The sequence below is a fragment of the Pseudomonas sp. WMBT8 genome, from assembly GCF_050916005.1.
Lineage (GTDB): Bacteria > Pseudomonadota > Gammaproteobacteria > Pseudomonadales > Pseudomonadaceae > Aquipseudomonas.
The window spans coordinates 240613-263065 of sequence record NZ_CP188096.1 but is presented as its reverse complement, the minus strand read 5'-3'; the positions used below and the strand labels follow the sequence as shown (position 1 = coordinate 263065).

At 61.5% G+C, this 22453-nt stretch carries 21 protein-coding genes; 8 read left to right on the top strand and 13 right to left on the bottom strand.

Going from position 1 to position 22453, the window contains the following annotated elements; all coding sequences use genetic code 11:
- Positions 1-65 precede the first annotated feature (65 nt).
- Genes ACO77H_RS01090 through ACO77H_RS01075 form a run of 4 tightly spaced genes read left to right on the top strand, consistent with a single transcriptional unit; the run spans position 66 to position 3303 of the window.
- Positions 66-875: a MetQ/NlpA family ABC transporter substrate-binding protein gene (locus ACO77H_RS01090; RefSeq protein ID WP_432754875.1), complete on the top strand. Its 810-nt coding sequence runs from the start codon at positions 66-68 to the stop codon at positions 873-875.
- Positions 876-877: 2 nt separating this feature from the next.
- Entirely contained in the window at positions 878-1993 is a 1116-nt protein-coding gene (locus ACO77H_RS01085; protein ID WP_432754874.1) for a methionine ABC transporter ATP-binding protein, read from the top strand.
- Positions 1983-2627, top strand: coding sequence for a methionine ABC transporter permease (locus tag ACO77H_RS01080; protein WP_169953913.1), 645 nt, complete (start codon positions 1983-1985; stop codon positions 2625-2627). The genes ACO77H_RS01085 and ACO77H_RS01080 overlap by 11 nt, the downstream gene beginning before the upstream one ends.
- Before the next feature lie 40 nt (positions 2628-2667).
- Positions 2668-3303 (top strand): class I SAM-dependent methyltransferase, encoded by a 636-nt coding sequence (locus ACO77H_RS01075; protein WP_432754873.1) that lies wholly within the window; start codon positions 2668-2670, stop codon positions 3301-3303.
- A gap of 123 nt (positions 3304-3426) precedes the next feature.
- Here the strand turns inward: ACO77H_RS01075 and ACO77H_RS01070 are convergent, their stop codons facing one another.
- From ACO77H_RS01070 to ACO77H_RS01055, 4 genes are all read right to left on the bottom strand, one after another.
- Positions 3427-5664 (bottom strand): glycoside hydrolase, encoded by a 2238-nt coding sequence (locus ACO77H_RS01070; RefSeq protein ID WP_432754872.1) that lies wholly within the window; start codon positions 5662-5664, stop codon positions 3427-3429.
- Between the two features lie 127 nt (positions 5665-5791).
- Complete coding sequence (locus ACO77H_RS01065; RefSeq protein WP_169953916.1) at positions 5792-8833, bottom strand: efflux RND transporter permease subunit; 3042 nt, start codon at positions 8831-8833, stop codon at positions 5792-5794.
- Positions 8830-9900 carry an efflux RND transporter periplasmic adaptor subunit gene (locus tag ACO77H_RS01060; RefSeq protein ID WP_432754871.1) on the bottom strand — a complete coding sequence of 357 codons (1071 nt, stop codon included), beginning with the start codon at positions 9898-9900 and terminating at the stop codon, positions 8830-8832. The genes ACO77H_RS01065 and ACO77H_RS01060 overlap by 4 nt, the downstream gene beginning before the upstream one ends.
- Positions 9897-11000, bottom strand: coding sequence for an efflux RND transporter periplasmic adaptor subunit (locus ACO77H_RS01055; protein WP_432754870.1), 1104 nt, complete (start codon positions 10998-11000; stop codon positions 9897-9899). The genes ACO77H_RS01060 and ACO77H_RS01055 overlap by 4 nt, the downstream gene beginning before the upstream one ends.
- A 164-nt stretch (positions 11001-11164) precedes the next feature.
- On the opposite strand from ACO77H_RS01055, the gene ACO77H_RS01050 reads away from it, so the two are divergent.
- The 4 genes from ACO77H_RS01050 (at position 11165) to ACO77H_RS01035 (ending at position 15012) form a co-directional block, all read left to right on the top strand.
- Entirely contained in the window at positions 11165-12325 is a 1161-nt protein-coding gene (locus tag ACO77H_RS01050; protein ID WP_432754869.1) for an AAA family ATPase, read from the top strand.
- Positions 12326-12602: 277 nt separating this feature from the next.
- Positions 12603-13082 (top strand): hypothetical protein, encoded by a 480-nt coding sequence (locus tag ACO77H_RS01045; RefSeq protein WP_169953920.1) that lies wholly within the window; start codon positions 12603-12605, stop codon positions 13080-13082.
- A 128-nt stretch (positions 13083-13210) separates the two neighbouring features.
- The gene (locus tag ACO77H_RS01040; protein WP_432754868.1) at positions 13211-14626 is read left to right on the top strand and encodes a PAAR domain-containing protein; all 1416 of its coding nucleotides are present in this window, start codon (positions 13211-13213) and stop codon (positions 14624-14626) included.
- On the top strand, positions 14623-15012 hold the full coding sequence (locus ACO77H_RS01035) for a hypothetical protein (protein ID WP_172312426.1): 390 nt from the start codon (positions 14623-14625) through the stop codon (positions 15010-15012). The genes ACO77H_RS01040 and ACO77H_RS01035 overlap by 4 nt, the downstream gene beginning before the upstream one ends.
- A 35-nt stretch (positions 15013-15047) precedes the next feature.
- On the opposite strand, the gene ACO77H_RS01030 is transcribed toward ACO77H_RS01035, so the two are convergent.
- The 9 genes from ACO77H_RS01030 to ACO77H_RS00990 form a co-directional block, all read right to left on the bottom strand.
- The gene (locus ACO77H_RS01030; protein ID WP_170042321.1) at positions 15048-15914 is read right to left on the bottom strand and encodes a transporter substrate-binding domain-containing protein; all 867 of its coding nucleotides are present in this window, start codon (positions 15912-15914) and stop codon (positions 15048-15050) included.
- On the bottom strand, positions 15911-16687 hold the full coding sequence (locus ACO77H_RS01025) for an amino acid ABC transporter ATP-binding protein (protein ID WP_169953926.1): 777 nt from the start codon (positions 16685-16687) through the stop codon (positions 15911-15913). The genes ACO77H_RS01030 and ACO77H_RS01025 overlap by 4 nt, the downstream gene beginning before the upstream one ends.
- Positions 16684-17343 carry an amino acid ABC transporter permease gene (locus tag ACO77H_RS01020; RefSeq protein WP_076962043.1) on the bottom strand — a complete coding sequence of 220 codons (660 nt, stop codon included), beginning with the start codon at positions 17341-17343 and terminating at the stop codon, positions 16684-16686. Before ACO77H_RS01020 ends, ACO77H_RS01025 begins: the two co-directional genes overlap by 4 nt.
- Positions 17324-17989 (bottom strand): amino acid ABC transporter permease, encoded by a 666-nt coding sequence (locus tag ACO77H_RS01015; protein WP_169953927.1) that lies wholly within the window; start codon positions 17987-17989, stop codon positions 17324-17326. Before ACO77H_RS01015 ends, ACO77H_RS01020 begins: the two co-directional genes overlap by 20 nt.
- Before the next feature lie 516 nt (positions 17990-18505).
- Positions 18506-19288, bottom strand: coding sequence for a MetQ/NlpA family ABC transporter substrate-binding protein (locus tag ACO77H_RS01010; RefSeq protein WP_170058185.1), 783 nt, complete (start codon positions 19286-19288; stop codon positions 18506-18508).
- A 149-nt stretch (positions 19289-19437) separates the two neighbouring features.
- Entirely contained in the window at positions 19438-20364 is a 927-nt protein-coding gene (locus ACO77H_RS01005; RefSeq protein ID WP_169953929.1) for a sigma 54-interacting transcriptional regulator, read from the bottom strand.
- A gap of 49 nt (positions 20365-20413) precedes the next feature.
- Positions 20414-20995: an alpha/beta hydrolase gene (locus tag ACO77H_RS01000; protein ID WP_032856553.1), complete on the bottom strand. Its 582-nt coding sequence runs from the start codon at positions 20993-20995 to the stop codon at positions 20414-20416.
- Between the two features lie 297 nt (positions 20996-21292).
- A complete protein-coding gene (locus ACO77H_RS00995; protein ID WP_029299521.1) occupies positions 21293-21694 on the bottom strand; it encodes an ExbD/TolR family protein in 402 nt (133 codons plus the stop codon).
- Between the two features lies 1 nt (position 21695).
- The gene (locus ACO77H_RS00990; protein WP_169953930.1) at positions 21696-22421 is read right to left on the bottom strand and encodes a MotA/TolQ/ExbB proton channel family protein; all 726 of its coding nucleotides are present in this window, start codon (positions 22419-22421) and stop codon (positions 21696-21698) included.
- Positions 22422-22453: the final 32 nt, after the last annotated feature.

The window sequence follows — 22453 nt, the reverse complement described above, 5'->3', positions numbered from 1 at the left end:
GGCTTGCCTGCTCCCACATTAGATCTTCGTTGTTTTTCCCCACACCTTATGACTGGAAATCGACCATGAAAAAAACACTGCTGTCCCACCCAGTCAAAGCACTGGCCCTGGCCCTCGGCCTGTTCAGCTCGGCGGTGTTTGCCGCCGATGCGCCGCTGAAAGTCGGCACCACGGCGGCCTTCGCCATCCCCCTGGAAGCCGCCGTCGAAGAGGCCGGCAAACAGGGCCTGAAAGTCGAGCTGGTGGAGTTCACCGACTGGATCGCGCCCAACGTCAGCCTCGCCGCCGGCGATATCGACGTGAATTACTTCCAGCACATTCCGTTCCTGGAAAACGCCAAGGCCGCCGCCGGTTTTGACCTGGTGCCGTTCAAGCCGGGGATCATCAACAACGTCGGCCTGTACTCGAGAAAATACAAAAGCTTCGATGAGCTGCCCCAGGGCGCCAGCGTGGCCATCGCCAACGACCCGATCAACAGCGGGCGCGGCCTGCAACTGCTGGCCAAGGCGGGCTTGATCTCCCTCAAGCCGGGCGTGGGCTACAAGGCCACCGAAGAAGACATCGTCGCCAACCCGAAAAAGCTCAAGATCCTGCAAGTCGAAGCAGTGCAGCTGGTACGCGCCTATGACGATGCCGACCTGGTGCAGGGCTACCCGGCCTACATCCGCCTGTCCAAGACCTTCAATGCCGAGTCGGCGCTGCTGTTCGACGGCCTCGACCACCCGGAATACGTGATCCAGTTCGTGACCCAGCCCAAAGGCACAACCGACCCGCGGGTGATCAAGTTCGTCGAGATCTACCAGCATTCGCCGGTGGTGCGTGCTGCCCTGGATAAATCCCTCGGCACGCTGTACCAAGTCGGTTGGGAAGGCTGAACATGAGCGCCGCCAACAGCCAACTGCGCGACCTGGGCACACCGCCCAGGGACGCCCGGCAGACCGAACTGCACCCAGACCTCAACCGCGCCCATGTGCGTTTTATCAACCTGGGCAAAACCTATGACGGCACGGTGCATGCGCTGCAAGGCATTGACCTGGCGATCCAGCACGGCGAAGTGTTCGGCATCATCGGCCGCAGTGGCGCCGGCAAGTCGTCGCTGATCCGCACCATCAACCGCCTGGAGCAACCCAGCAGCGGCCGGGTGCTGATCGACCAGGTGGATATCGGCGAGTTCGACGAAGACCGCCTGGTGGCCCTGCGCAGGCGCATCGGCATGATTTTCCAGCACTTCAACCTGATGTCGGCCAAGACCGTGTGGCAGAACGTCGAGCTGCCGCTGAAAGTCGCCGGTGTGCCCAAGCCACAGCGCGCACAAAAAGTCCGCGAACTGCTGGAGCTGGTGGGCTTGCAAGACAAGCACAAGGCCTACCCGGCGCAGTTGTCCGGCGGGCAGAAGCAACGGGTAGGCATCGCCCGCTCGCTGGTACACGACCCGCAGATCCTGCTGTGCGACGAAGCCACCTCGGCCCTGGACCCGGAAACCACCCAGTCGATCCTCGGCCTGTTGCGCGAGATCAACCGGCGCCTGGGCCTGACCATCGTGCTGATCACCCACGAGATGGCGGTGATCCGCGAAATCTGCGACCGCGTGGTGGTGCTGGAACACGGGCGGATCGTCGAGCAAGGGCCGGTGTGGGAAGTGTTTGGCAACCCCAGGCATGAGGTCAGCAAAACCCTGCTGGCGCCCCTGCAACATGGCTTGCCCGATGAGCTGCAAAAGCGTTTGCAGGCCACGCCGCCGTCGGTGCAGGCGGCCGTGGTGCTGCGCCTGCAATTTACCGGCGCCAGCGCGGATGAACCGGACCTCGCCGCACTGTTCGGCGCCCTGGGTGGGCGCGTGCGCCTGCTGCAAGGCGGGGTCGAGCGCATCCAGGGCCACGCTCTGGGGCAGTTGCTGCTGGCGGTGAGCGACTCCACCCTGGATCCCGATACATTACGCACCCGCGCCGCGCGCTGGGCACAACAGGTCGAGGTGCTGGGCTATGTGGTTTGATCGTTTATTGCAGGGCGCCATCGACACCTTGTTGATGGTCGGGGTGTCGTCGTTGATCGCGCTGTTGGTGGGCATCCCGCTGGCGGTGTTCCTGGTCACCAGCGACAAGGGCGGCATCTACCAGGCCCCCGCGTTGAACCGGGTACTGGGGGCGTTCGTCAATCTGTTCCGCTCCATCCCCTTCCTGATTCTGATGGTGGCGCTGATCCCGTTCACCCGCCTGATCGTCGGCACCACCTACGGCGTATGGGCCGCCGTGGTGCCGCTGACCATCGCCGCCACGCCATTCTTTGCGCGAATCGCCGAGGTCAGCCTGCGCGAAGTCGACCATGGCCTGATCGAAGCCGCCCAGGCCATGGGCTGCCGGCGCTGGCATATCGTCTGGCATGTGCTGTTGCCGGAAGCACTGCCGGGGATTGTCGGCGGGTTCACCATTACCCTGGTGACCATGATCAACTCGTCGGCCATGGCCGGGGCGATCGGCGCCGGAGGCCTGGGGGATATTGCCTACCGCTACGGTTACCAGCGTTTTGACAGCCAGATCATGCTCACGGTGATTGTATTGCTGGTTCTGCTGGTGGCCGCGATCCAACTGGGCGGCGATCGCCTGGCGCGCGGGCTGAACAAGCGCTGAGGTATAGTCGGCACCTTTCTTTGCCCTGGTGCCGACTGCCATGAAACTCGCCCCCGACGACCTCGACCAGATCACCTCCACCACCTTGGGCCACTACAACCAGGTGGCCGAGGACTTTCGCGAAGGCACCCGCGACCATGATGTAAGCCAGAACATCGACGCACTGCTGCGGCATATCCAGGTGCCCGCACCGTTTACCGTGCTGGACTTCGGCTGCGGGCCGGGGCGGGATTTGCAGACCTTCACCCGGCTTGGGCATATCGCCGTGGGCCTGGATGGCGCCGAGCGTTTCGCGCAGATGGCGCGCCAGGACAGCGGCTGCGAGGTACTGCATCAGGACTTCCTCAAACTGGATCTGCCGGCCGCGCGCTTCGACGGAATTTTTGCCAATGCGGTGCTGTTTCATATCCCCAAGCAGGAATTGCCGCGCATTCTCCAGCAACTGCATGCTGCGCTGAAACCGGGCGGGGTGTTGTTCAGCTCCAATCCCAGGGGGCAAAACCAGGAGGGCTGGAACGGGCCGCGTTATGGCTCGTATCACGACCTTGCGGCCTGGCAGGCGCTGCTGGCGGCGGCGGGGTTTGTGGAGTTGGAGCACTACTATCGCCCGGCAGGACTACCGCGCGAGCAGCAGCCCTGGTTGGCCAGTGTGTGGCGTAAGGGAGGGGTTGTCTGAGCGGACGCTATCGCAGCGATGCGGCGACCCGACAAGCCAGCTCCCACATTGGTTTTGTGGTGTGTCCAGAATTCCCTGCCTGGTCGAGCCCCCCCTGTGGGAGCGGGCTTGCCCGCGATGGACTCAAGGGCGCTGCTGATCCACCTGATACACCACCGGACTTTCACCCACCACCCACGCCGTCACACTCCGCCCCGGATACCCGTCCCTCTGCTCCTGCGCAAAATTGGCCACCAACCGCGTGCCATCGGTAAACGTGGTCTGCTGCACCAGCCGGTCGTTGCTCAGCCAGCGAAAATCCGTCAACGCCTGGGTCGCCAGACGCTCATGCAACGGGCGGAAAAACCCATCCTGACGCTGGATCATCGGCAAGCGTTGCTTCAAGGTAGCGGCGCTCAAGTGATAGAGCGGCGGCACGTTGTAAAGCAGCTGGGTCAACTCGTTTTCCACCTGCACATTGCTCAGCTTCAGGCTGTCGAACAGCCAGTGATGGCTGGTAATGACCGAGCCATGGAACACCGCCTGATACAGCGGCAGGCGCATCGCCGGGGCAAAGTACACGCTGCGCAGCGGCTCTTTGAGCGGCACGCGCTTGAAGAACACCGCCGGTTCCTCCGGTGGATACCAGGCGCCCACGTAGTAAGGCGATTGCTTGTCCTGGGTCATCTCGCGGTCGCCCCAGCCCATGACCGGGGTTTGCATGCCATGGGCGAACAACACGCCGCGGGCGGTGGTGGCATTGCCGTCTTCGGAGCCCACCGGCAACTGGAGGTGGCTACCAATCCAGCGTGCCGCGTCGATATTGCCCTCGGCGTTCTGCGCCTGGGTCATGCCCAGTACCGAGCGATAGCTGTCAAACAGCATGCCGGTGGCGTAGGCATCGAGAAACCAGGCATTGAACCCGGCCTTGGCCTGCACCGCTGTCACCCGTGCCTGCAGCAGCGGGCGCACGCAGCGCGGGTCGGTGTAGTGCCCGGACTTCTGGAAGCCGGTCTTGAGCTGGCCATTTTTCAACATGATCGCGCAGTCGCGGTACGCCCGGCTGCCCAGGTGCGCGGTGGTCCAGTCGAGGTTCTCCGTGTCCGCCAGCGCGGTTTCATAGGAATCATAAGGCGCCATCAAGTACCCGGCCTCGACGCCCTTGCGTACCGCCTCAGGGTGCCAGAGCCCGCCCTCCCAGCCTTCGCCCAGGGTCAATAGCAAGCGTGGTAGGCCACTGTCTTGCAGGGCCTTTATAGTTTTGGCGGATAAGGTGCTACCCCAGGTTTCGGGGGGCGCGGTCAAGGCGCTGGCAAACTCCTGCGCCAATGCCTGACGGACCACCCCATAGCCTTCGGCGAGGGCCTGCATGTCGGGCTCGGTCTTGGCTTGCCAGCCCTGGCGCGCCTTTTTGTCGAGGGCCGCGTTGAGCCCTCTTAGCAACACGGCTTGCTGGTAACGATCCAGAAACGGCTGGGTGACGTGCACCACCTGCGTCGCCTGCGGGTCAAGCAGGCCCCTGAGTTGCGCGCCCAACCCATCAGCCGCGCGCAACAATGTGCGTAGCTGCTGCCAATCGCGTACATCACCAAGGCCCAGCAGGTCGTTGCCCCACAGGTACACATGGCTGGCACCCAGCAGTTTTTCGCCGTCAGGCAGGCGTTGCAGCTTTTGCGCCAACGACTCGTAAAGGCCCTGCTCCACCAGCCACTGGCGATAGCGCTTGGCACCGGCCAGCAAGTCGGCTTCGCCCAGGTTCAGGCGCAGTGTCATCGGTGCGCCAGGGTCCAGGGCGGTGAACTCATGGCGCAACGTCAAGCCCAGGCGCTGGCCCTCGGCATGCCACTGCAAGCGATTGTTGTAGGGGTTGGTCAGCAGCCAGTTGAGGGTAAAGCTGGCGTGGTCGACGCCCCATAACGGCAGGCTGAGGTCTTGGGTGCTGTTCACATCGCCGTAATCGAGCAGGAAGTCTTGCCACAGGCGATTGCCGGCGGGGATGTAATGCCCCTCGGCGAGCGGCCAGATCAAACCCTTGCCCATGGCGCTGGCCGGTTGCCGGAGGATGTCCAGTTCAGCAGCCTCGCGTGCGGTGACGCTAAGGATCAGGTCGCGCTGGTCCAGGGTGGCGCTCAGGTGATAGGCCCCCTTGTCCCATTGCCAGTTGGCCTGTTGATCGGCCTGTTGCAACTGGCTGACCTCATGGGCCGCCACGCCGCTTGAGGCCAGTACCGGTTCGCCGCCAGCGGGGGTAACGCGCACAGCCAGGGTCGCCGCGTCGAGTTCGATACGCCATTGGGCGTTTTCCAGCACGGTGCCGGCAACCGCCAGGGGTGAGAGCAGTAGCATGCAAACCATTAAGGTAAGGCGCAGACAACGAGGCATGGCAAAGACCTTCACACAAGTGAAAGCCTGGAGGGTAAAACAATTGGTTACCTGAGAAACGCCCCATTAGGACTTTGAGACGTTTCCCACGGCCCCTACCGCGCTGTAGGAGCCGGCTTGCCGACTCCTACGCGGGCTCGCGGATTTTGTACCAGGCCACATACAACGCCGGCAAAAACAGCAGCGTCAGCAGGGTGGCGATGATGATGCCGCCGATCATCGCGTAGGCCATCGGCCCCCAGAACACTTCCCGGGCGATGGGGATCATGCCCAGGCTGGCGGCCGCCGCCGTCAGCAGGATCGGCCGGCGCCGGTGTTCGGTGGCCTGCACCACCGCGTCCCACGGTGTGTAGCCATCCCGCTCGTAGGCGTCGATCTGGGTCACCAGGATCACCGAGTTGCGGATGATGATACCGATCAACGCCAGGATCCCCAGGATCGCCACAAAGCCCATGGGCGTGCCCGTGGGAATCAGCGCCAACACCACGCCGATCAAGCCCAGTGGGGCCACGCTGGCCACCAAGAACATTTTCTGCACGCTGTGCAACTGGATCATCAGGAAGGTCGCCATCAAGAACAGCATCAACGGCACCACACTGGCAATCGGGCCCTGGGCCTTGCCGCTTTCCTCCACGGTGCCACCGGTAGCGACCGTGTAGCCCACCGGCAAGCCGGCGCTGAATTTCTCGATTTCAGGCTTGAGCTGCTTGACCAGGTCGGTCGGCTGCATCTCGTCGCGCACGGCGGCCTTGATGGTGATGGTCGGCTTGCGATCACGGCGCCACACCAGCGGCTGCTCCAACTCGTAGCGCACGGTGGCAAAGGCCAGCAATGGGATCGAGGTGCCGCTGGGGGTGACGATCTGCAGGTTCTGCAAGGTTTCCGGGGTGCCGCGCTCGGCGTCTTCGGCGCGGCCGACCACGTTGATCAGGTAGATATCGTCGTGTACCTGGGTCACGGCCGAGCCGCTGACCACGCTGTTCATCAACTGCGCCACGTCTTCGGACGACAGCCCAAGCTGGCGCGCCTTGTCCTGGGCGATATCGACCCGCAGCACTTTGCCCGGCTCGTTCCAGTCATAGATGATCTCGCCCAGGTGCGTATTTTTATCCAGCAACGTCGCCAGTTCGATGGCGTGTTTGCGCACCTGGTCGATGTCCTTGCCAGACACCCGGTACTGGATCGGCCGCCCGACCGGCGGGCCCATTTCCAGGGGTTGGACAAAACTGCCGACGCCCACGAAGTCATCGCGCAAACGTTTTTGCAGGCGCTCGATCAACGCGCCGCGCTCCTCCAGGCCCTTGCTGACAATCACCAACTGCGCGTAGTACGGGTTCTCCAGTTGCTGGTCCAGGGGCAGGTAGAAACGGATCGCCCCTTGGCCGATATAGGTGCTCCAGCGTGCGATGTCGGGGTCGTCCTTGATGATTGCCTCAAGCCGATCCACGGCCTTGCGGGTTTCGTTGATCGAGGCGTTTTGCGGCAGGTTGAGGTCGACGAGGATTTCCGGGCGATCCGACGACGGGAAAAACTGGTTCTGCACAAACTGCATGGAAAACACCGACGCCACGAACAGCAGCACCGTCAGGCCAATCGCCCACCAGCGGTTGCGCATGGCCCACAGCATACCGGCGTTGAACACCCGCCCGATCCGCCCCGGCTCTTCACTGTGGGGTTTGACCTTGCTGCTGAGGATATGCACGCCAATCACCGGCGCAAACAACACGGCCACCACCCACGACACCAGCATCGCCACCGCAATCACCGCAAACAGGGTGAAGGTGTATTCGCCGGCCGAGCTGGCGTTGAGGCCAATCGGCACGAAGCCGGCCACGGTCACCAGGGTGCCGGTGAGCATGGGGAACGCGGTGGAGGTGTAGGCGTAGGTCGCGGCCTGCTCCAGGGTCTCGCCTTTTTCCAGGCGCGTGATCATCATTTCCACGGTGATCATCGCGTCATCCACCAGCAAACCGAGGGCGATGATCAACGCACCCAGCGACACCCGCTGCATGGTGATGCCGCTGTACTCCATAAAGACAAATACCAGTGCCAGCACCAGCGGGATCGAGCACGCCACCACCAACCCGGCACGCAGGCCCAGGCTGATAAAGCTCACCACCAGCACGATGATCACCGCTTCGAACAGCGCACTCGTGAAGCCGCCGACGGCCTCTTCCACCACCTCTGCCTGGTCCGACACCTTGTGCACGCCGATGCCCACCGGCAGGTCGGCAGTCAGCTCGTCCATGCGCTGGTGCAGGGCCTTGCCGAACTCCTGGATATTGCCGCCCTTCTGCATGGCGATGGCCAGGCCAATGGCTTGCTGGCCGTTGAAACGGAACATCGGCCGCGCCGGATCCACATAGCCACGGCTGATATCCGCGATATCCGCCAGGCGGTAGAAGCGGTCATTGAGCCGCAGGTTGACGTCAGCCAGATCCTTTTCCGAGGCGAATTGCCCGGAGGTACGCACCGAAATCCGCTCCGGCCCGGCCTCGATCACCCCGGCCGGGGTCACCGCGTTCTGCGCTTGCAGGCTCTGCACCACTTGGCGCTGGTCAATCCCCAGGGCGGCCAGTTTGCGCGTGGAAAAATTCAGGTAAATCACTTCGTCCTGCTGGCCGATCATCTCGACCTTGCCCAGCCCCGGCACCGCCCGGATTTCGGCGCGCACCTGCTCGACGTAGTCGCGCAACTGGCGCATCGACATGCCATCGGCGGTAAAGGCATACACCGAGCCAAACACATCACCGAACTCGTCGTTGAACGACGGTCCCTGCAAGCCCTGGGGGAAAGTGCCGCGAATGTCGTCGATCTTCTTGCGCACCTGGTACCAGATCTCGGGGATCGCCTTGGCGCTGGTGGTGTCCTTGAGGAACACAAAAACCGTGGATTCACCGGGCCGGGTGTAGCTTTTCACATAGTCCAGGGAGTCCAGCTCTTCGAGCTTTTTCTCGATGCGGTCGGTGACCTGCTTGAGGGTTTCTTCCTGGGTCGCGCCCGGCCAGCGGGTCTGGATCACCATGGTCTTGATGGTGAAGGACGGATCTTCCTCGCGCCCCAGGTTCATGTAGGAAAACACGCCCATCAGCAGCGCAACGAACATCAGGTACCAGACGAAGGACTGATGCTTGAGTGCCCAGTCGGATAAGTTGAAGCTCCCTTTCATCGCGGGCTGTCCTCGTCGGTTTTGACTTTTTGTCCGGGTTTGAGGCTATTGACGCCGGCGCTGACCACCCGCTCGCCAGGCTGCACGCCGCCGTTGAGCACGACACTGCTGGCATCACGGCTGACCAGGGTCACGTCGCGGGGTTGCACGGTCTGCTGCTGCATATCGATGACCCAGATGCGGGCCTTGCCCTCGACATCCTGCACCGCGCTGGCGGGCAACTCGATGCGGGGCGCGATGGCCGAGCTCAAGGTCACACTGATCGCCGTGCCCAACCGGAACGCCGGGGGCGTCTGGGCCAGGGTCAGGCGCGCGCGACGGGTGCGGGTTGCGCTTTGTGCCTGGGGCTCGATCTCGCGTACGGTGGCGGTGGTGTTGATGCTGGGGTCCAACTGGCTGGCCACCAGGAACACCACATCCGGCGGCAGACGCTCGGCGAGGCCGGCGGGCAGGTCGATCACCGCTTCCTTGATATCCGGGCGGGCCAGGGTCACTACTTGCTGGCCGGCGCTGACCACCTGGCCGGCCTCGGCTTTCCAGGCGGTGACGATGCCACCGTGGTCAGTGCGCAACTCGGCGTAGTTGAGCTGGTCCTTGGCCTGGTCCACCGAGGCCTTGGCCTGGTCGAGGGAGGCCTGGGTGGTTTTCAGGTCGGTCTGGGCAATGTCCAGTTGCGCCTGGGCGCCGACGCCACGGTTGAACAACTCCTGCTGGCGCCGCGCATTGGCCTGGGCGTTGATAAATTGCGCCTGGATCCGCGCCAGGTCGCCCTGGGCGGCGCGCAGCTGGTTCTGCTGGTCGGTGGGGTCGAGCACCGCCAGCAAGGCGCCTTTTTCGACTTCGGCGCCCACATCCACCGCACGCCGGGCGATGCGCCCTGGCACCCGGAAACCCAGGTTACTTTCATAACGCGCCTGGATGCTGCCGGCAAAGCGCCCGAGGTGAGCCTGGTCTTCGGCCTTCACCTCGACCCAGAGCACCGGCCTTATAGGCTCCGGCGCCGGCTCTTCCTTGGAACAGGCGATCAGCAACAGGCTGCTGGCGAGGATCAGCGTCAGGCGCTTCATGGCTGCACGCCCCTGGCCTGGGCCTGGTCCGGCGCCTGGGCGATCTCCACCACCATGCCTGGATGCAGCAATTGCCCACCGGCCACTACGACTTTTTCGCCGCCCTTGAGGCCATCGCTGATGATCACCTTGCCGGTCAGGTAGCGCGCGACAGTGACTTTGTGCAATTGCGCCTTGCCGTCGCCATCCACCAGCCACACGGCGGGCTCGCTGAGATCCTTGGTCAGTGCAGCCCAAGGCAGTTCGATGCTGGCCTTGGCTTGCCCGTTGGCGGTGGCGCTGACCACCGAACCCAGTTGCATGCCCTTGGGCAAGGCCTCCAGGGCAATCTTCACCTGCACCGTGCCGCTGCTGGCCGCAACGGCCGGGGTCACTTCACGCACCCGGCCCACGGCCTTGATGCTCGGGTTATCCAGCAGGCTGACGGTGATTGGCGCATCCGGCGGTGGCTCCGCCAGCAGCGATTCGTAGACGTTGAATACCGCGTCGCGCTCGCCGTCACGGGCCAGGCTGAAAATCGGCACGGTGGCCTGCACCACCTGGCCGACTTCGGCCTGGCGCGCGGTAATCACCCCCGGCGCTTCGGCGATGAGGGCGGTGTAGCCCAACTGCTCGCGGGCGTTGGCCAACTGCGCCTGCGCCGCCGCCAGGGCACTTTGGCTGCTGCGCAAGGCGGCCTGGGCCGCGTCGTACTCGCTGCGGCTGGTGTAGCCCTTGGGCAGGAGTTTTTCCTGGCGCACAAAGGCCGCCGCCGTCTGTTTGACCCGCGCCTGTTCCGCCACCACTTGGGCCTGGGCGGAATCGACGTTGGTCTGCAAATCCTTGGGATCGAGCCTGGCCAGCACTTGCCGGGCCGTCACGCGGTCACCCACATCCACCATGCGCTGGATAATCTTGCCGCCTACGCGAAACGACAAATCGGTCTGCACCCGCGCCTGGATATCCCCGGTAAGGGTCACCGCCGCCGCGAAATCGGACGGCTGCACGGTTTGCACAAACACCCTGGAATGGGCCTTGGGTTCAGGCTTTTGCTGGCCACAGCCGCTCAGCAATGCCAGCAGAGCAAGGCCACAAATAACTGTTGAGGTGGGACCGCCCATGCAGGCTCCTTTTGCGTGATACCGACGTGCCAGTGTGTATGCGACTGTGAGCTTAGTTCAGGGTTCCGCCTTCGACTATGGGAATTACGTGGCCTCGGTTGATCGCCGGCAAGCCGACTCCTACAGGGTAAGATGGCGGTCCATACCGGCCGGGAACGCCCCTGATGCTGAAAACCTTAGCGGTGGCCAATTACCGCTCGATCAATAAATTGGTGGTACCGCTGGATCGGCTGAACCTGATCACCGGCCCCAATGGCAGCGGCAAATCCAACCTGTACCGCGCCTTGCGCCTGCTGGCGGAAACCGCCCAGGGCGGCGTTATCAATGCCCTGGCCCGTGAAGGAGGCCTGGACTCGACGTTCTGGGCCGGCCCCGAAAACATCAGCCGGCGCATGCTCAAGGGCGAAGTCGCGGTGCAGGCCAGCGTGCCCCAGGGCGTCAAGCGTTTGCGCCTGGGCTTTGCCGGCGAAGACTTCAGCTACGCGATTTCCCTGGGCTTGCCAGTACCCAGTTCGTCGTACTTTTCCCTGGACCCCGAGATCAAGAAGGAATGCATCTGGGCCGGCCACGTCTATCGCCCGGCCAGCCTGCTGGTGCAACGCTCGGGGGCGATGATCCGCGCCCGAGACGGGCGGGCCTGGGATGTGCTGGCCCAACACACGCCCGACTACCACAGCCTGTTCGACCAGGTCGGCAGCCTGCGCGGCTCGCCCGAAGTGCTGATGCTGCGCGAAAGCATTCGCGGCTGGCGCTTCTACGACCACTTTCGCAGCGACGCCGATGCGCCAGTGCGCCTGCCCCAATTGGGTACGCGCACAGCGGTGTTGCACCACGATGGCCGCGACCTCGCGGCCGCGTTGCAGACCATCCGCGAAATCGGCGACCCCGAGGCCTTGCAGCGCGCAGTCGGCGATGCGTTTCCCGGCGCACGCCTGAATATCCAGCCGTTGCAGGGCGGACGTTTTGCCATTGAGTTTTATCAGGAAGGGTTGCTGAGGCCACTGTCGGCGGCGGAGTTGTCGGACGGCACCCTGCGCTACCTGCTGCTGATCGCCGCCCTGCTGACGCCACGCCCGCCAACGATGATGGTGCTCAACGAACCGGAAACCAGCCTGCACCCGGACCTGTTGCCGGCCTTGGCGCGCCTGATCATCCAGGCATCAAGGCAATGCCAGGTGTGGGTGGTGTCCCATGCCAGCCGCTTGATCGCGGCGTTGCAGCAGGACGAGGGATGCAATTCGATTGTGCTGGAGAAGGTGATGGGCCAGACGCAGATTGTGGGGCAGCGGGTGTTGGATGAGCCGGCGTGGCATTGGCCGAGTTAGGCAGTGCGTTGGAAGCCCTTCGCCCGGTGCCGCACACCGGGCATCTGAACACTCACGGTGCAGTACCAAAGTAATCGCTGTCTATGCGCAGAATCACTCCCATCATTTAAATAGATGGAATTTTTCCTTCAGAACTTTATGAGCTTAACTTCGGAGGCATCCGACTTTACTTAAACCCTATATCTCTTCAGGCTGACGACCTGGCACTTACGCCTAGTTTTAATCACTGCATACACCAAGCTTAGTGCAACACACACGTCATGAACGAGAATATAAAATGAATACAGCCCAGCCTGCACGTCACACCAACGAAGCTTGCGCTGACTTTCTCCGCGACCTAGACAAGTCGAAAATCACGGAGAACATACAAGACACCTGCAACGAAGAGGTGTTGACCCTCGTCAGGCAACAGCAAGAATACAGAAAAGCCCATCCTCCTATCGCTATTTACCGAATCGCGGCGCAAGGCAGCCAAACCCGCAACGGTGGCGTTATTGAACAAGCCACTTCTCCGATGGAATTCAAACTGCCTAATGGGCAGCACGTACACGCCGCGCAGAAAGGTGATTACGCTGTATACAACGACGGCACTAAAGCACAAATTGTAACCGCCGCAGGAGCAGACTACAGCCATATTGCATTAGTGGGCAGCGTGCTCAGTAACGGTGACGAAATCATCAATACACCGCAAAGTTCTTCGTTGATCATATTACGTGCGGGAGTGTCGAAAGCTGAAGATTTTTTGCAATCTATTTGAGTGCTTAACCGCAAACCGTACACCAGTTGACTACCCGCTAATTAGATAACACTTAACCACTTCCAAATAAAAAATTAATGGACGCTCGCAACGCGTCATTACCCGACCGAAAACAATAGGAAATAACAATGAGTGAAGGTCATTTCATTGGTCGCGGTGACAAGACCACCTGCGGCGGGATCGTCCTGGATGGAGATGTGAGGGTAACTATATTCGGTCTGCTTCATGCCCGCGAAGGGGGCGAAGTCACATGCGGCATAGACAGGAAGATCTATCAGATTATCGGTGGCATATCGCACATAGAGAGTCATGGCAAACTTGTAGCGGGCACGCTGGACAGTTTCAGCAGTTGCCCCTGCCGAGCGCGGCTGATTCCCTCGGTGTACACGGCGACCTACAGCAACCAAGGCACTGCACCGCGAGTGGCCAGGCGAGCCGCCGAACCCACCGCGCCACCCGTTACCCAACGACCGGCAGCTGCGACCTCATCCAGCCTGGCGCTTTCAGCCAATCGCGCTCCAGCCGTATTCAACAGCGTTGAGCCCCAGGAACCTGGGTTCTACGTGGTCCCCAAAAGCATGACCCGCGAAGCGTTGGAGGCGGTCCTTTTCCCCGAGCACAACCCCGCCGTCATGAGCAAGTTTCAGGGGCTTAACCCCTATAAGGGCGAGGTTAAAGCCGGCTCGATCATCGTGTTGAGTGATCCGAACAACACCGCCTGCACTTACCAGGAAGCCCTGTTGATGCAGGCCGCCCAGCAAGTAGACGCAGCGCTGGAGCCCCTGACACCCGAGGAGGCCGACTTTCTGTACCGGCACGGCGCAGAAATCGCCGGGTTTATCGGCCACACCTCAACCTGGCTGGGCGTCAGCGCGGTGGTGATGGAACAGCACCTGAGCAACTTGCGTGACACCCTCCAAGCCATCGAGCGCTTGCATCAGGACAGCTATCGGCAGCACCGCCATCTCAAATCACCGCAATTCTTGTCTGATCGCCAGCGCTTGCTGAACCAACTGGATGCCCACTTGCTGAACTCCACGCGCCTGCGTGGCCAGACAACCCTTGGGGATCACCCAAAACTGAAAACGTCCCTTGGCCTATCCAGTCGCAGCCTGGTGCATCACTGGGACAAGGCGGGGGCACCGGGACAGATTCCGGGGTATGCCACGCATGTGGATGCGATCAGTCGTGCCGCCAAATACATGAAGACGGGTGGGTATATCGCCATTGGGATTGGTGGTGTTTCTTCGGTGTTGGCTATTCAGCAAGTGTGTAACGGGGGTGATGCGGCAGCTTGCGAGAAAATCAAGTTCACTGAAGGGGGGAAGTTCGCCGGCGCAACTTCTGGTGGTCTTCTAGCTGGCGTGATAGCGAGTTATACAAGTGGCTCGATCTGCTTGGCAATTGGCGTAGCTACAGGAGGTATCGGAGGTGTTGTCTGTGTCGCGGCCGTAGTGGGAACTGGCGTATGGGCGGGTACGACTGCCGCTAGCATGGGTGGCGAATACATAGGTGAAAAAATTTACGAGTCCATACAACAGTGACCAGTATTGATACCTGGCCAACTTGGATTGCCCTCATTGTTGCAGGCGGCCCAATTCTGCTTGCCGTGTTGAGTCTTTCATACAGCCTGTACCTCAGCCGTCGTCACATGGACGAAATAAAAGAAGCGTTGAAGAACAGCCGTTATATCTATATTTGGGGGACCAGCCTGGGGAAACGAGGTTTGATTTGGTCGCTCTGGGAGATATCAAAAATCGCCGGGATGGTGGTGTGGCCGAGGGCGTCTCTCATTGTCGGTGAGCTGGACTCAGTCGATCTCGAAAACTTCCCACCTCACCTGAAACGGCGTCTGATCATCAAAATGACAATGACGATCACTGCCTTCACTTGGATGGTAGCGGTAGCCATTCTGCTGAAATTCAGGTAGCGCAAGCGGGCCTCTCCCGAGGCCCTATACCGATATCAACCCTGCCACTTACCCCCTTCAACAATCACACTCTCAGGCTTGGTGTCGTCGCTCAGTTCTTTACGCACGTACTGGTCATACAGCTTGAGCAAGAACTTCTCTTCACCCAACTTGGCCAACTCGGCATTCACCCAGTCGCGCAGTTCGATATTGCCCTTCTTCACCGCCGGTGCAATCGGCGCTTCGTCACCCAGTTTCTCTTCCAGCACGCGATAGCCCGGGTTCTGTTTGGCCCAGCTGAACAGCACCAGGTTGTCCTGGGCATAGGCATCACCACGCCCAGCCGAGAGGGCTTGTAGCGACTCGGAGTTTTTCTCGAACTTGAGCAGTTTCCAGTCTGGGTGGTTCTTGGTCAGCCAGATATCGGCCGTGGTGCCGGTGGTGACGATGGTGGTGCGGGTCGCCAGGTCGTCGAGGCTTTTGACCACGCTGTCGTTAGGCACCAGGGCCTGGACCGCGACTTTCAGGTTGGGGTTGGTGAACTCCACCGCTTCCTTGCGCTCCGGGGTCACGGTCATGTTGGCGAGGATCAGGTCGACCTTGTCGCTCTGCAAAAACGGGATGCGGCTGGCCGGCTCCACGGCCACGAACTCGACCTTGTTCTCGTCACCCAGCAGGTCCTTGGCAAAACGGCGGCCGATGTCGGTATCAAAGCCGACGTAGCGCCCGGCTTCATCGACAAAGCCAAACGGCGGCTTGTCGGTAAACACGCCGACGATCAGCTTGTCGCGGGCCTTGATCTTGTCGATGTAACTCACCGCCGCCGGCGCGGCAGCGGCGGGTTTGGCCGGTTCTTCAGTTTTGTTGCAGCCGGCCAGTAAGGCGAGGCCGAGCAGCGGCAGTAACAACTTGGCAGTTTTCATGACAGCTCCAGTTCCTTGATTTTCTTGGGCAGTGTTGAAACAAACGAGAATTTCTCGAGGAACTGCTGCGCGCGTGCGGTCTGCGGGTTCGTAAAGAAGGCCTCGGGGGTGTTGTGTTCGAGGATGCGGCCAGCCTCCATAAACACCACGCGGTCGGCGACGGCGCGGGCAAAGGCCATTTCGTGGGTGACGATCAGCAGGGTCATGCCATCGCGGGCCAGGTCCTGGATCACTTCCAGCACCTCCTTGACCATTTCCGGGTCGAGGGCGGCGGTGACTTCGTCAAACAGCATGACCTGGGGGTTCATGCACAGCGAACGGACGATGGCGATACGTTGCTGCTGGCCGCCCGAGAGCTGGCGCGGGAACGCATCGCGCTTGTCGGCGAGCCCTACCCGCTCCAGCAGTTTTTGCGCCTGTTCACGGGCTTCGCGAGGCTCGCGCTTTTGCACTTTGAGTGGGCCCAGCAGGATGTTGTCGAGCACGCTCATATGGGGGAACAGGTGGTAACTCTGGAACACCATGCCTACGTCCTGGCGCACCTGGCGCCAGTCGGTGTGTTTATCCAGCAGCTCTTTGCCGGCCAGCCGCAGGCTGCCGCTGTGGGCCACTTCCAGGCCATTGAGGCAGCGCAGCAAGGTGCTTTTACCGCAGCCGCTGGGGCCGAGGATCACCACCACTTCGCCGCTTTGCACCCTCAGGTCGATGCCATTGAGCACCTGCTGTTCGCCGAAGAATTTATTGAAACCCTGGAACTCGATCAGTGCGCTCATGCTTGGGCCCAGCGCCGTTCCAGCACCTTGGAGGCGGCCGACAACGGGTAGCAGATAAAGAAGAAAAACAGGAACAGCGCGCCGTAGATCAATACCGACTCGTAAGTGCGCTCGATGATTTGCTGGCCGACCTTGATCACGTCCACCACGCCGATCAGCACCGCCAGGGAGCTGGTCTTGATGATCCGCGTGTAGACGTTGATGGTCGGCGGCGTCATGCGCTTGAGCGCCTGGGGCAACAGCACGTAGCCGTAGAGCTGCGGCGCCGACAAGCCAATCGACAGCCCCGCCTCCCGCTGCCCGCGCGGCAGCGAATGCAAGGCCCCGCGCACCACTTCGCCCACTTCACTGGCGCCCCACAGCGACAGCACCAGCACCGCGCACCAGAAACTGGGGATGCTCAGGCCGGTGAAAATCGGCAGGCCAAAAAACAGCAGATACAGCCACACCAGCACCGGAATCGCGCGGAACAATTCCAGGTAAATGCGCAGCAGCAGGTTGATCGCCCGCACATTCAAAGTGCGCAGCACCCCATACACCACCCCGCCAATGGTGCTGAAGGCGATGCTCAAAAACGAAATCGACAGGGTTTGTGCAGCGCCCTTGCCCAGTTGCGGCAACGACACCCACAACAATTCAAGACCCGAACTGGCCATGCTGGAGCCTCCTTTCCAGGCGGCTGAGCAGCAGCGACAGCGGCAAGAACAACAGCACGCAAATCAGCGTGAGCACGGCGAGCATCTCGTAAGTCTTGTAGTAGAGGGCGATATAGCTTTTGGTGGTGTAGAGAATCTCTGGCACCGCCACCGCCGACACCACGGTGGTTTCCTTGAGCAGGAAAATGAAATTGGCGAACAGCGCCGGCAGGCTGAGGATCCCGGCCTGGGGCAGGATCACATGGCGCAGCAACTGCCAGTCGGACAGGCCGATGGACTTGCCCGACTCGATCTGCGCCAGCGGCACCGCTTCCACACCGGCGCGCAGCACTTCGGTGAGGTAGGCGCCGCCCAAAAAGGTCATGGTGATGATCGCCGCCCAGAACCCGGAGATATTCAAGCCCAGGGCCGGCAAGGCGAAGTACACGAAGAACAGCTGGATCAGCAGCGGCGTGTTGCGCGCCAGCTCCACATACAGCGCTACCAGGCGCGACAGGTAGGGCGTGCGGAACACCAGCAGGGCCGAGTTGATCAGCGCCACCAGCAGCGAGGTGCCGATGGCGATCAAGCCTACTTGCAGGGTCACCCCCACGGCCTTGAGAAACGCCGGCAGGGTGCTGAGGATAAACGCGTAGTCGAAGGTCATTTCAAGTCCTGGGCGCCGCAGGGGTAATGCGGCGTAAACGCAGTCCGGTCCAGCGTGGGTAACGCCGGGAAGCGCTGACTTTAAAGGTATAAAAACCAAAATTTAAATACCGAAATAGCATATTGATATCACCCAAAAAGCTAACCGGCGGATTCGCCGGGTTGCCGGGTGACAGCTATTGTTCTGGGGTGTGTAGGAAGGGTCTTTTTTTCAGCGCTGAACCACAGGGAAGGACAGCGCGTGCCCAGACTGAGGGCCATTTAACAGCGAGGGAATGCCAGATGAGCGAGACAAAACCGATTGACCCGCAGGACTTGGTGAAATGGCTGGTGGCGCTGCGGCGGGCGATCAACCGCCGGGATTTGTAGCGCAGTGTGGGAGCGGGCTTGTGTAGGGGCGGGCTTGCCTGCGATGCAGACACCTCGGTTTATCAGTATTACCGAGGTGATGCTATCGCAGGCAAGCCAGCTCCTACACAAGCTCAGCTCCCACATTTCTTGAAGGGGGTTTGGCAAATCAGAACGCCGGCAACACCGCGCCGCTGTATTTCTTCTCGATGAAGGCTTTGACTTCAGGGCTGGTCAGGGCCTTGGAGAGTTTCTGGATGGCGGCGCTGTCCTTGTTGTCTGGGCGGGCTACCAGATAGTTCACGTACGGCGAGTCGGCGCCTTCAATGATCAACGCATCCTTGGCCGGGTTCAGGCCGGCTTCCAGGGCGTAGTTGGTGTTGATCATGTCCAGGTCAACCTGGTCCAGGACGCGCGGCAGCAGGGCCGATTCCAGTTCCTTGAACTTCAGGTTCTTCGGGTTGCTGGCGATGTCCTTTGGCGTGGACAGGGCGTTTTTCGGGTCCTTGAGGGTAATCAGGCCGGCCTTCTGCAGCAGCAACAGGGCGCGACCACTGTTGGAGCCTTCGTTGGGAATAGCCACGGTGGCGCCGTCTTTCAGGTCTTCAAGCTTGGTGACTTTCTTCGAGTAGCCGCCAAACGGTTCAACGTGCACGCCAATCACGGTGACCAGGTTGGTGCCTTTACCCTTGTTGAAGTTTTCCAGGTACGGCAGGGTCTGGAAGTAGTTGGCATCCAGGCGCTTCTCGGCCACTTGCACGTTCGGTTGCACGTAGTCGGTGAAGACCTTGATTTCCAGGTCCACGCCTTCTTTGGCCAGGGTCGGCTTGATCAGCTCAAGGATCTCGGCGTGCGGCACCGGCGTGGCCGCGACCACCAGTTTTTCGTTGGCTTGAGCGATACCGGCAGTCAGGGCCGCCGCCAGGGCGGTGAACAACAGAACCTTTTTCATGCAGTGTCCTTAATCGAAAATCCGGGACGTCGGTGACGGCCGCTTCTTATGGGGGTGCCAGCGATGTGCTATCGCGGCGTGGAATGGACAATACCGATATTTTTTATTCCCGAACAATACCTTTTATTCACTTTGATATTCCATTTTGCTCATACAGAGCCCAAGCCCTGAAACAGACGCGTCAACGCTGCGCGCTCGACTTCGCTGCCGCTGCTCAGGATCTGTCGCACCTGATGCTCAATCTGCGCCACCGACGCCACCGGCAGGTTCAGATGCTCCGGCAAGATCTCATCGCCGCTGCTGACCAGCAGCGCAAAGTGGATCACGTTCTCCAGCTCCCGCGTATTGCCCGGCCAACTGTGCTGCTCCAGCACCCGCTGCGCGTCCTCGCTGATCAACGGCACCGGCAGGTCCAGGCGCTGGCTGTAGATCCCCAGGAAGTACTCGGCCAGGGACAGGATGTCGCCTACGCGCTCGCGCAGCGCCGGCAGTTCCAACTGGCCTTCGCTGAGGTAATGGAACAGGCGCTCATGGAATTTACCCACGGCCACCGCCTGGGCCAGGTCGATGCTGGTGGCAGCGACCAGGCGCACGTCCACCGGGCTCGGCTGATGGGCGCCGACGCGAGTGACTTCGTGGTTTTCCAGGGCGGCGAGCAGCTTGATCTGGATCGGCAGCGGCAAGTCACCGATCTCATCGAGGTACAAGGTGCCGCCGTTGGCCGAGCCGAACCAACCGGCCCGGCTGCTGGCCGCGCCGCTGTGGCTGCCGGCGGCATAGCCGAACAGTTCGGCATCGGCGTAAGTGGGGCTGATCGCACCGCAGTTGACCGACACAAACAGGCCGCTGCGGTCACTGCCACGATGGATATGGCGCGCCAGCAGCTCTTTGCCGCTGCCGGTTTCGCCGCGAATCAGTACGGGCAAGGCACGCGGGGCCAGGCTTTGGAGGTCTTCGCGCAGTTGCCGGGAACGGGGGTCGACAAACACCAGCGCCTTGGCGCGGATGCTCAAGGGGCTTTTTTCGGCATCGGGGAAGGTCAGCAGTGGCTGGCCAAAGGTTTCATGCAGGCTCATGGCAGGCTCCCGCCCCAATTCCACTTAAGGGACGGGGCGTTGAAAAGTATTAGGCGCGGCGCCGGGAGTGATGCTCCAGACGGTTTTGCAGGCGATAGAGGTAGGCGAAACCCTGCTCCCAGCGCTGGTGGCCGGACTTCACGTTGATATGCCCGGCGCCTGCGAGAATTCCGGCTTCAGCCCCCCAGTTCCGCGCCAGCTCCAGGGCCCGAGGGGCGCTGACCGCACTGTCGTTGTCGGAGCTGACGACCTGGCTGGGAAACGGCAACAGGTCGCGCGGAATCGGTGCAAAGTTGCGCAACGCCGGCGCACACGCGGGGCGCTCGACATCCGCCGGGGCCACCAGCAAGGCCCCGCGCACCTGGCGCAGGAACTGCAATGGCGCGCTGGCCGCCCAGTGCGCCACGGTGATGCAACCCAGGCTGTGGGCAATGAGAATCACCGGAGTGCTGTCGGCCGCAATGGCTTCAGCCAGGGCCGCCACCCAGTCTTCGCGGCGCGGGGTCAACCAGTCGGCCTGCTCCACGCGGGCGCTGTTGGGCAGGCTGTTCTGCCAATGGGTTTGCCAATGATCTTCTGGCGATCCTTGCCAGCCCGGCACGATCAGGTAACGGATCAACTCGCTGTGCATGGGTGTGCCCTCCTGCAGCGTTTAACGTTGCTGACCAGTATAGGGACGGGGCATATATTCGTTAAGGAATAAGAAGCTATTTATTAATAACCAAAAACACAAAACCATTTCGCTCAAAATGTAGGCGCTGGCTTGCCGGCGATTGCGCCGTGTCCGCCGAAACATTCATCGACTGACTCACCGCTATCGCTGGCAAGCCAGCTCCTACAGGGGTTGGGCAGACGGCTTAAATCACAGGCAAAAAAAAGGCCGCACCCTGCCAAGGAGACGGCCAAAAAATTGTCGAGGCTGTTGACACTAACGCGCAGTAATCACCGACAGCTTGGTAATTCCCGCTCGCTCAATCGACGCCATGGCCCGAGCCACTTCGCCATAGTTCACACCATCGTCAGCCTGCAGTTGTACCCGCACCTCTGGGTCCTTCGCCTTGGCGGCCTGCAGGTTGAATTCCAGCAGGTCCGGCTGGATTTCATCCTTGTTGATAAACACTTTGCCGGCGCCGTCGATGCTCACCACCAACGGGTCTTTCTGCTCCACCGGGGCCACGGCCTCGGTCTTGGGCAGGTTGATCGGGATCGCATTGGTCAACAGCGGGGCGGTGACGATAAACACCACCAGCAGTACCAGCATCACGTCCACCAGGGGCGTGACGTTGATCTCACTCAGTACCTCGTCGCTGTCTTGGGTGGAGAAGGCCATATCAGGACGCCTCCTTCACTTTTTGCGCGCTGCCCTGGGCGGCGTTTTTGTGCAGCGCCGGGTGGACCAGCACGCGGAACGAATTTTTCTGCGCCAGGCTGTAGAAGTCATGGGCGAAGTCATCCAGGTCGGCAGCTGTCAGCTTCAGGCGACGCAGAAAATAGTTGTAGACCAGTACCGCCGGTACGGCGACGGCGATCCCCACGCCGGTCGCGACCAGCGCCGCACCGATGGGCCCGGCCACGGTTTCGAGGCTGGCGGAGCCCGCGGCGCTGATCCCTTTCAACGCTTCCATGATCCCCCACACGGTGCCGAACAGCCCGATAAAGGGCGAGGTGCTGCCAATACTCGCGACCACGGCCAGGCCGGTTTCCAGGGAGCGCCGCTCACGCACAATCTGCTGGCGCAGGGCACGTTCGAGGCGGTCCTGGTGGTTGATCGCCTGGCTCAAGTCAGCGGCGTGCGGCGCATCACCGACCTGGATCGCTGCATAACCGGCCTGGGCCACACGGGCGGCGGCGCCGGGGTGGGTTTCGCTCAGTTCGGCGGCCGAATCGAGACTCGACGCTGCCCAGAACTGTTTGTGGAACTTGCGATCCTGGGCCTTGAGGCGGCCGAACTGCACGCCCTTGAGCAGGGCCAGGCCCCAGGTGGCGACGGAAAAAACCACCAGCAGCCAGATCACCGCGCTTTCGATGGATTCAAGTGGAGATGCCAGTAACGTCATGATGCGGTCCTCGGTGTAAGCGATAGAGTGTC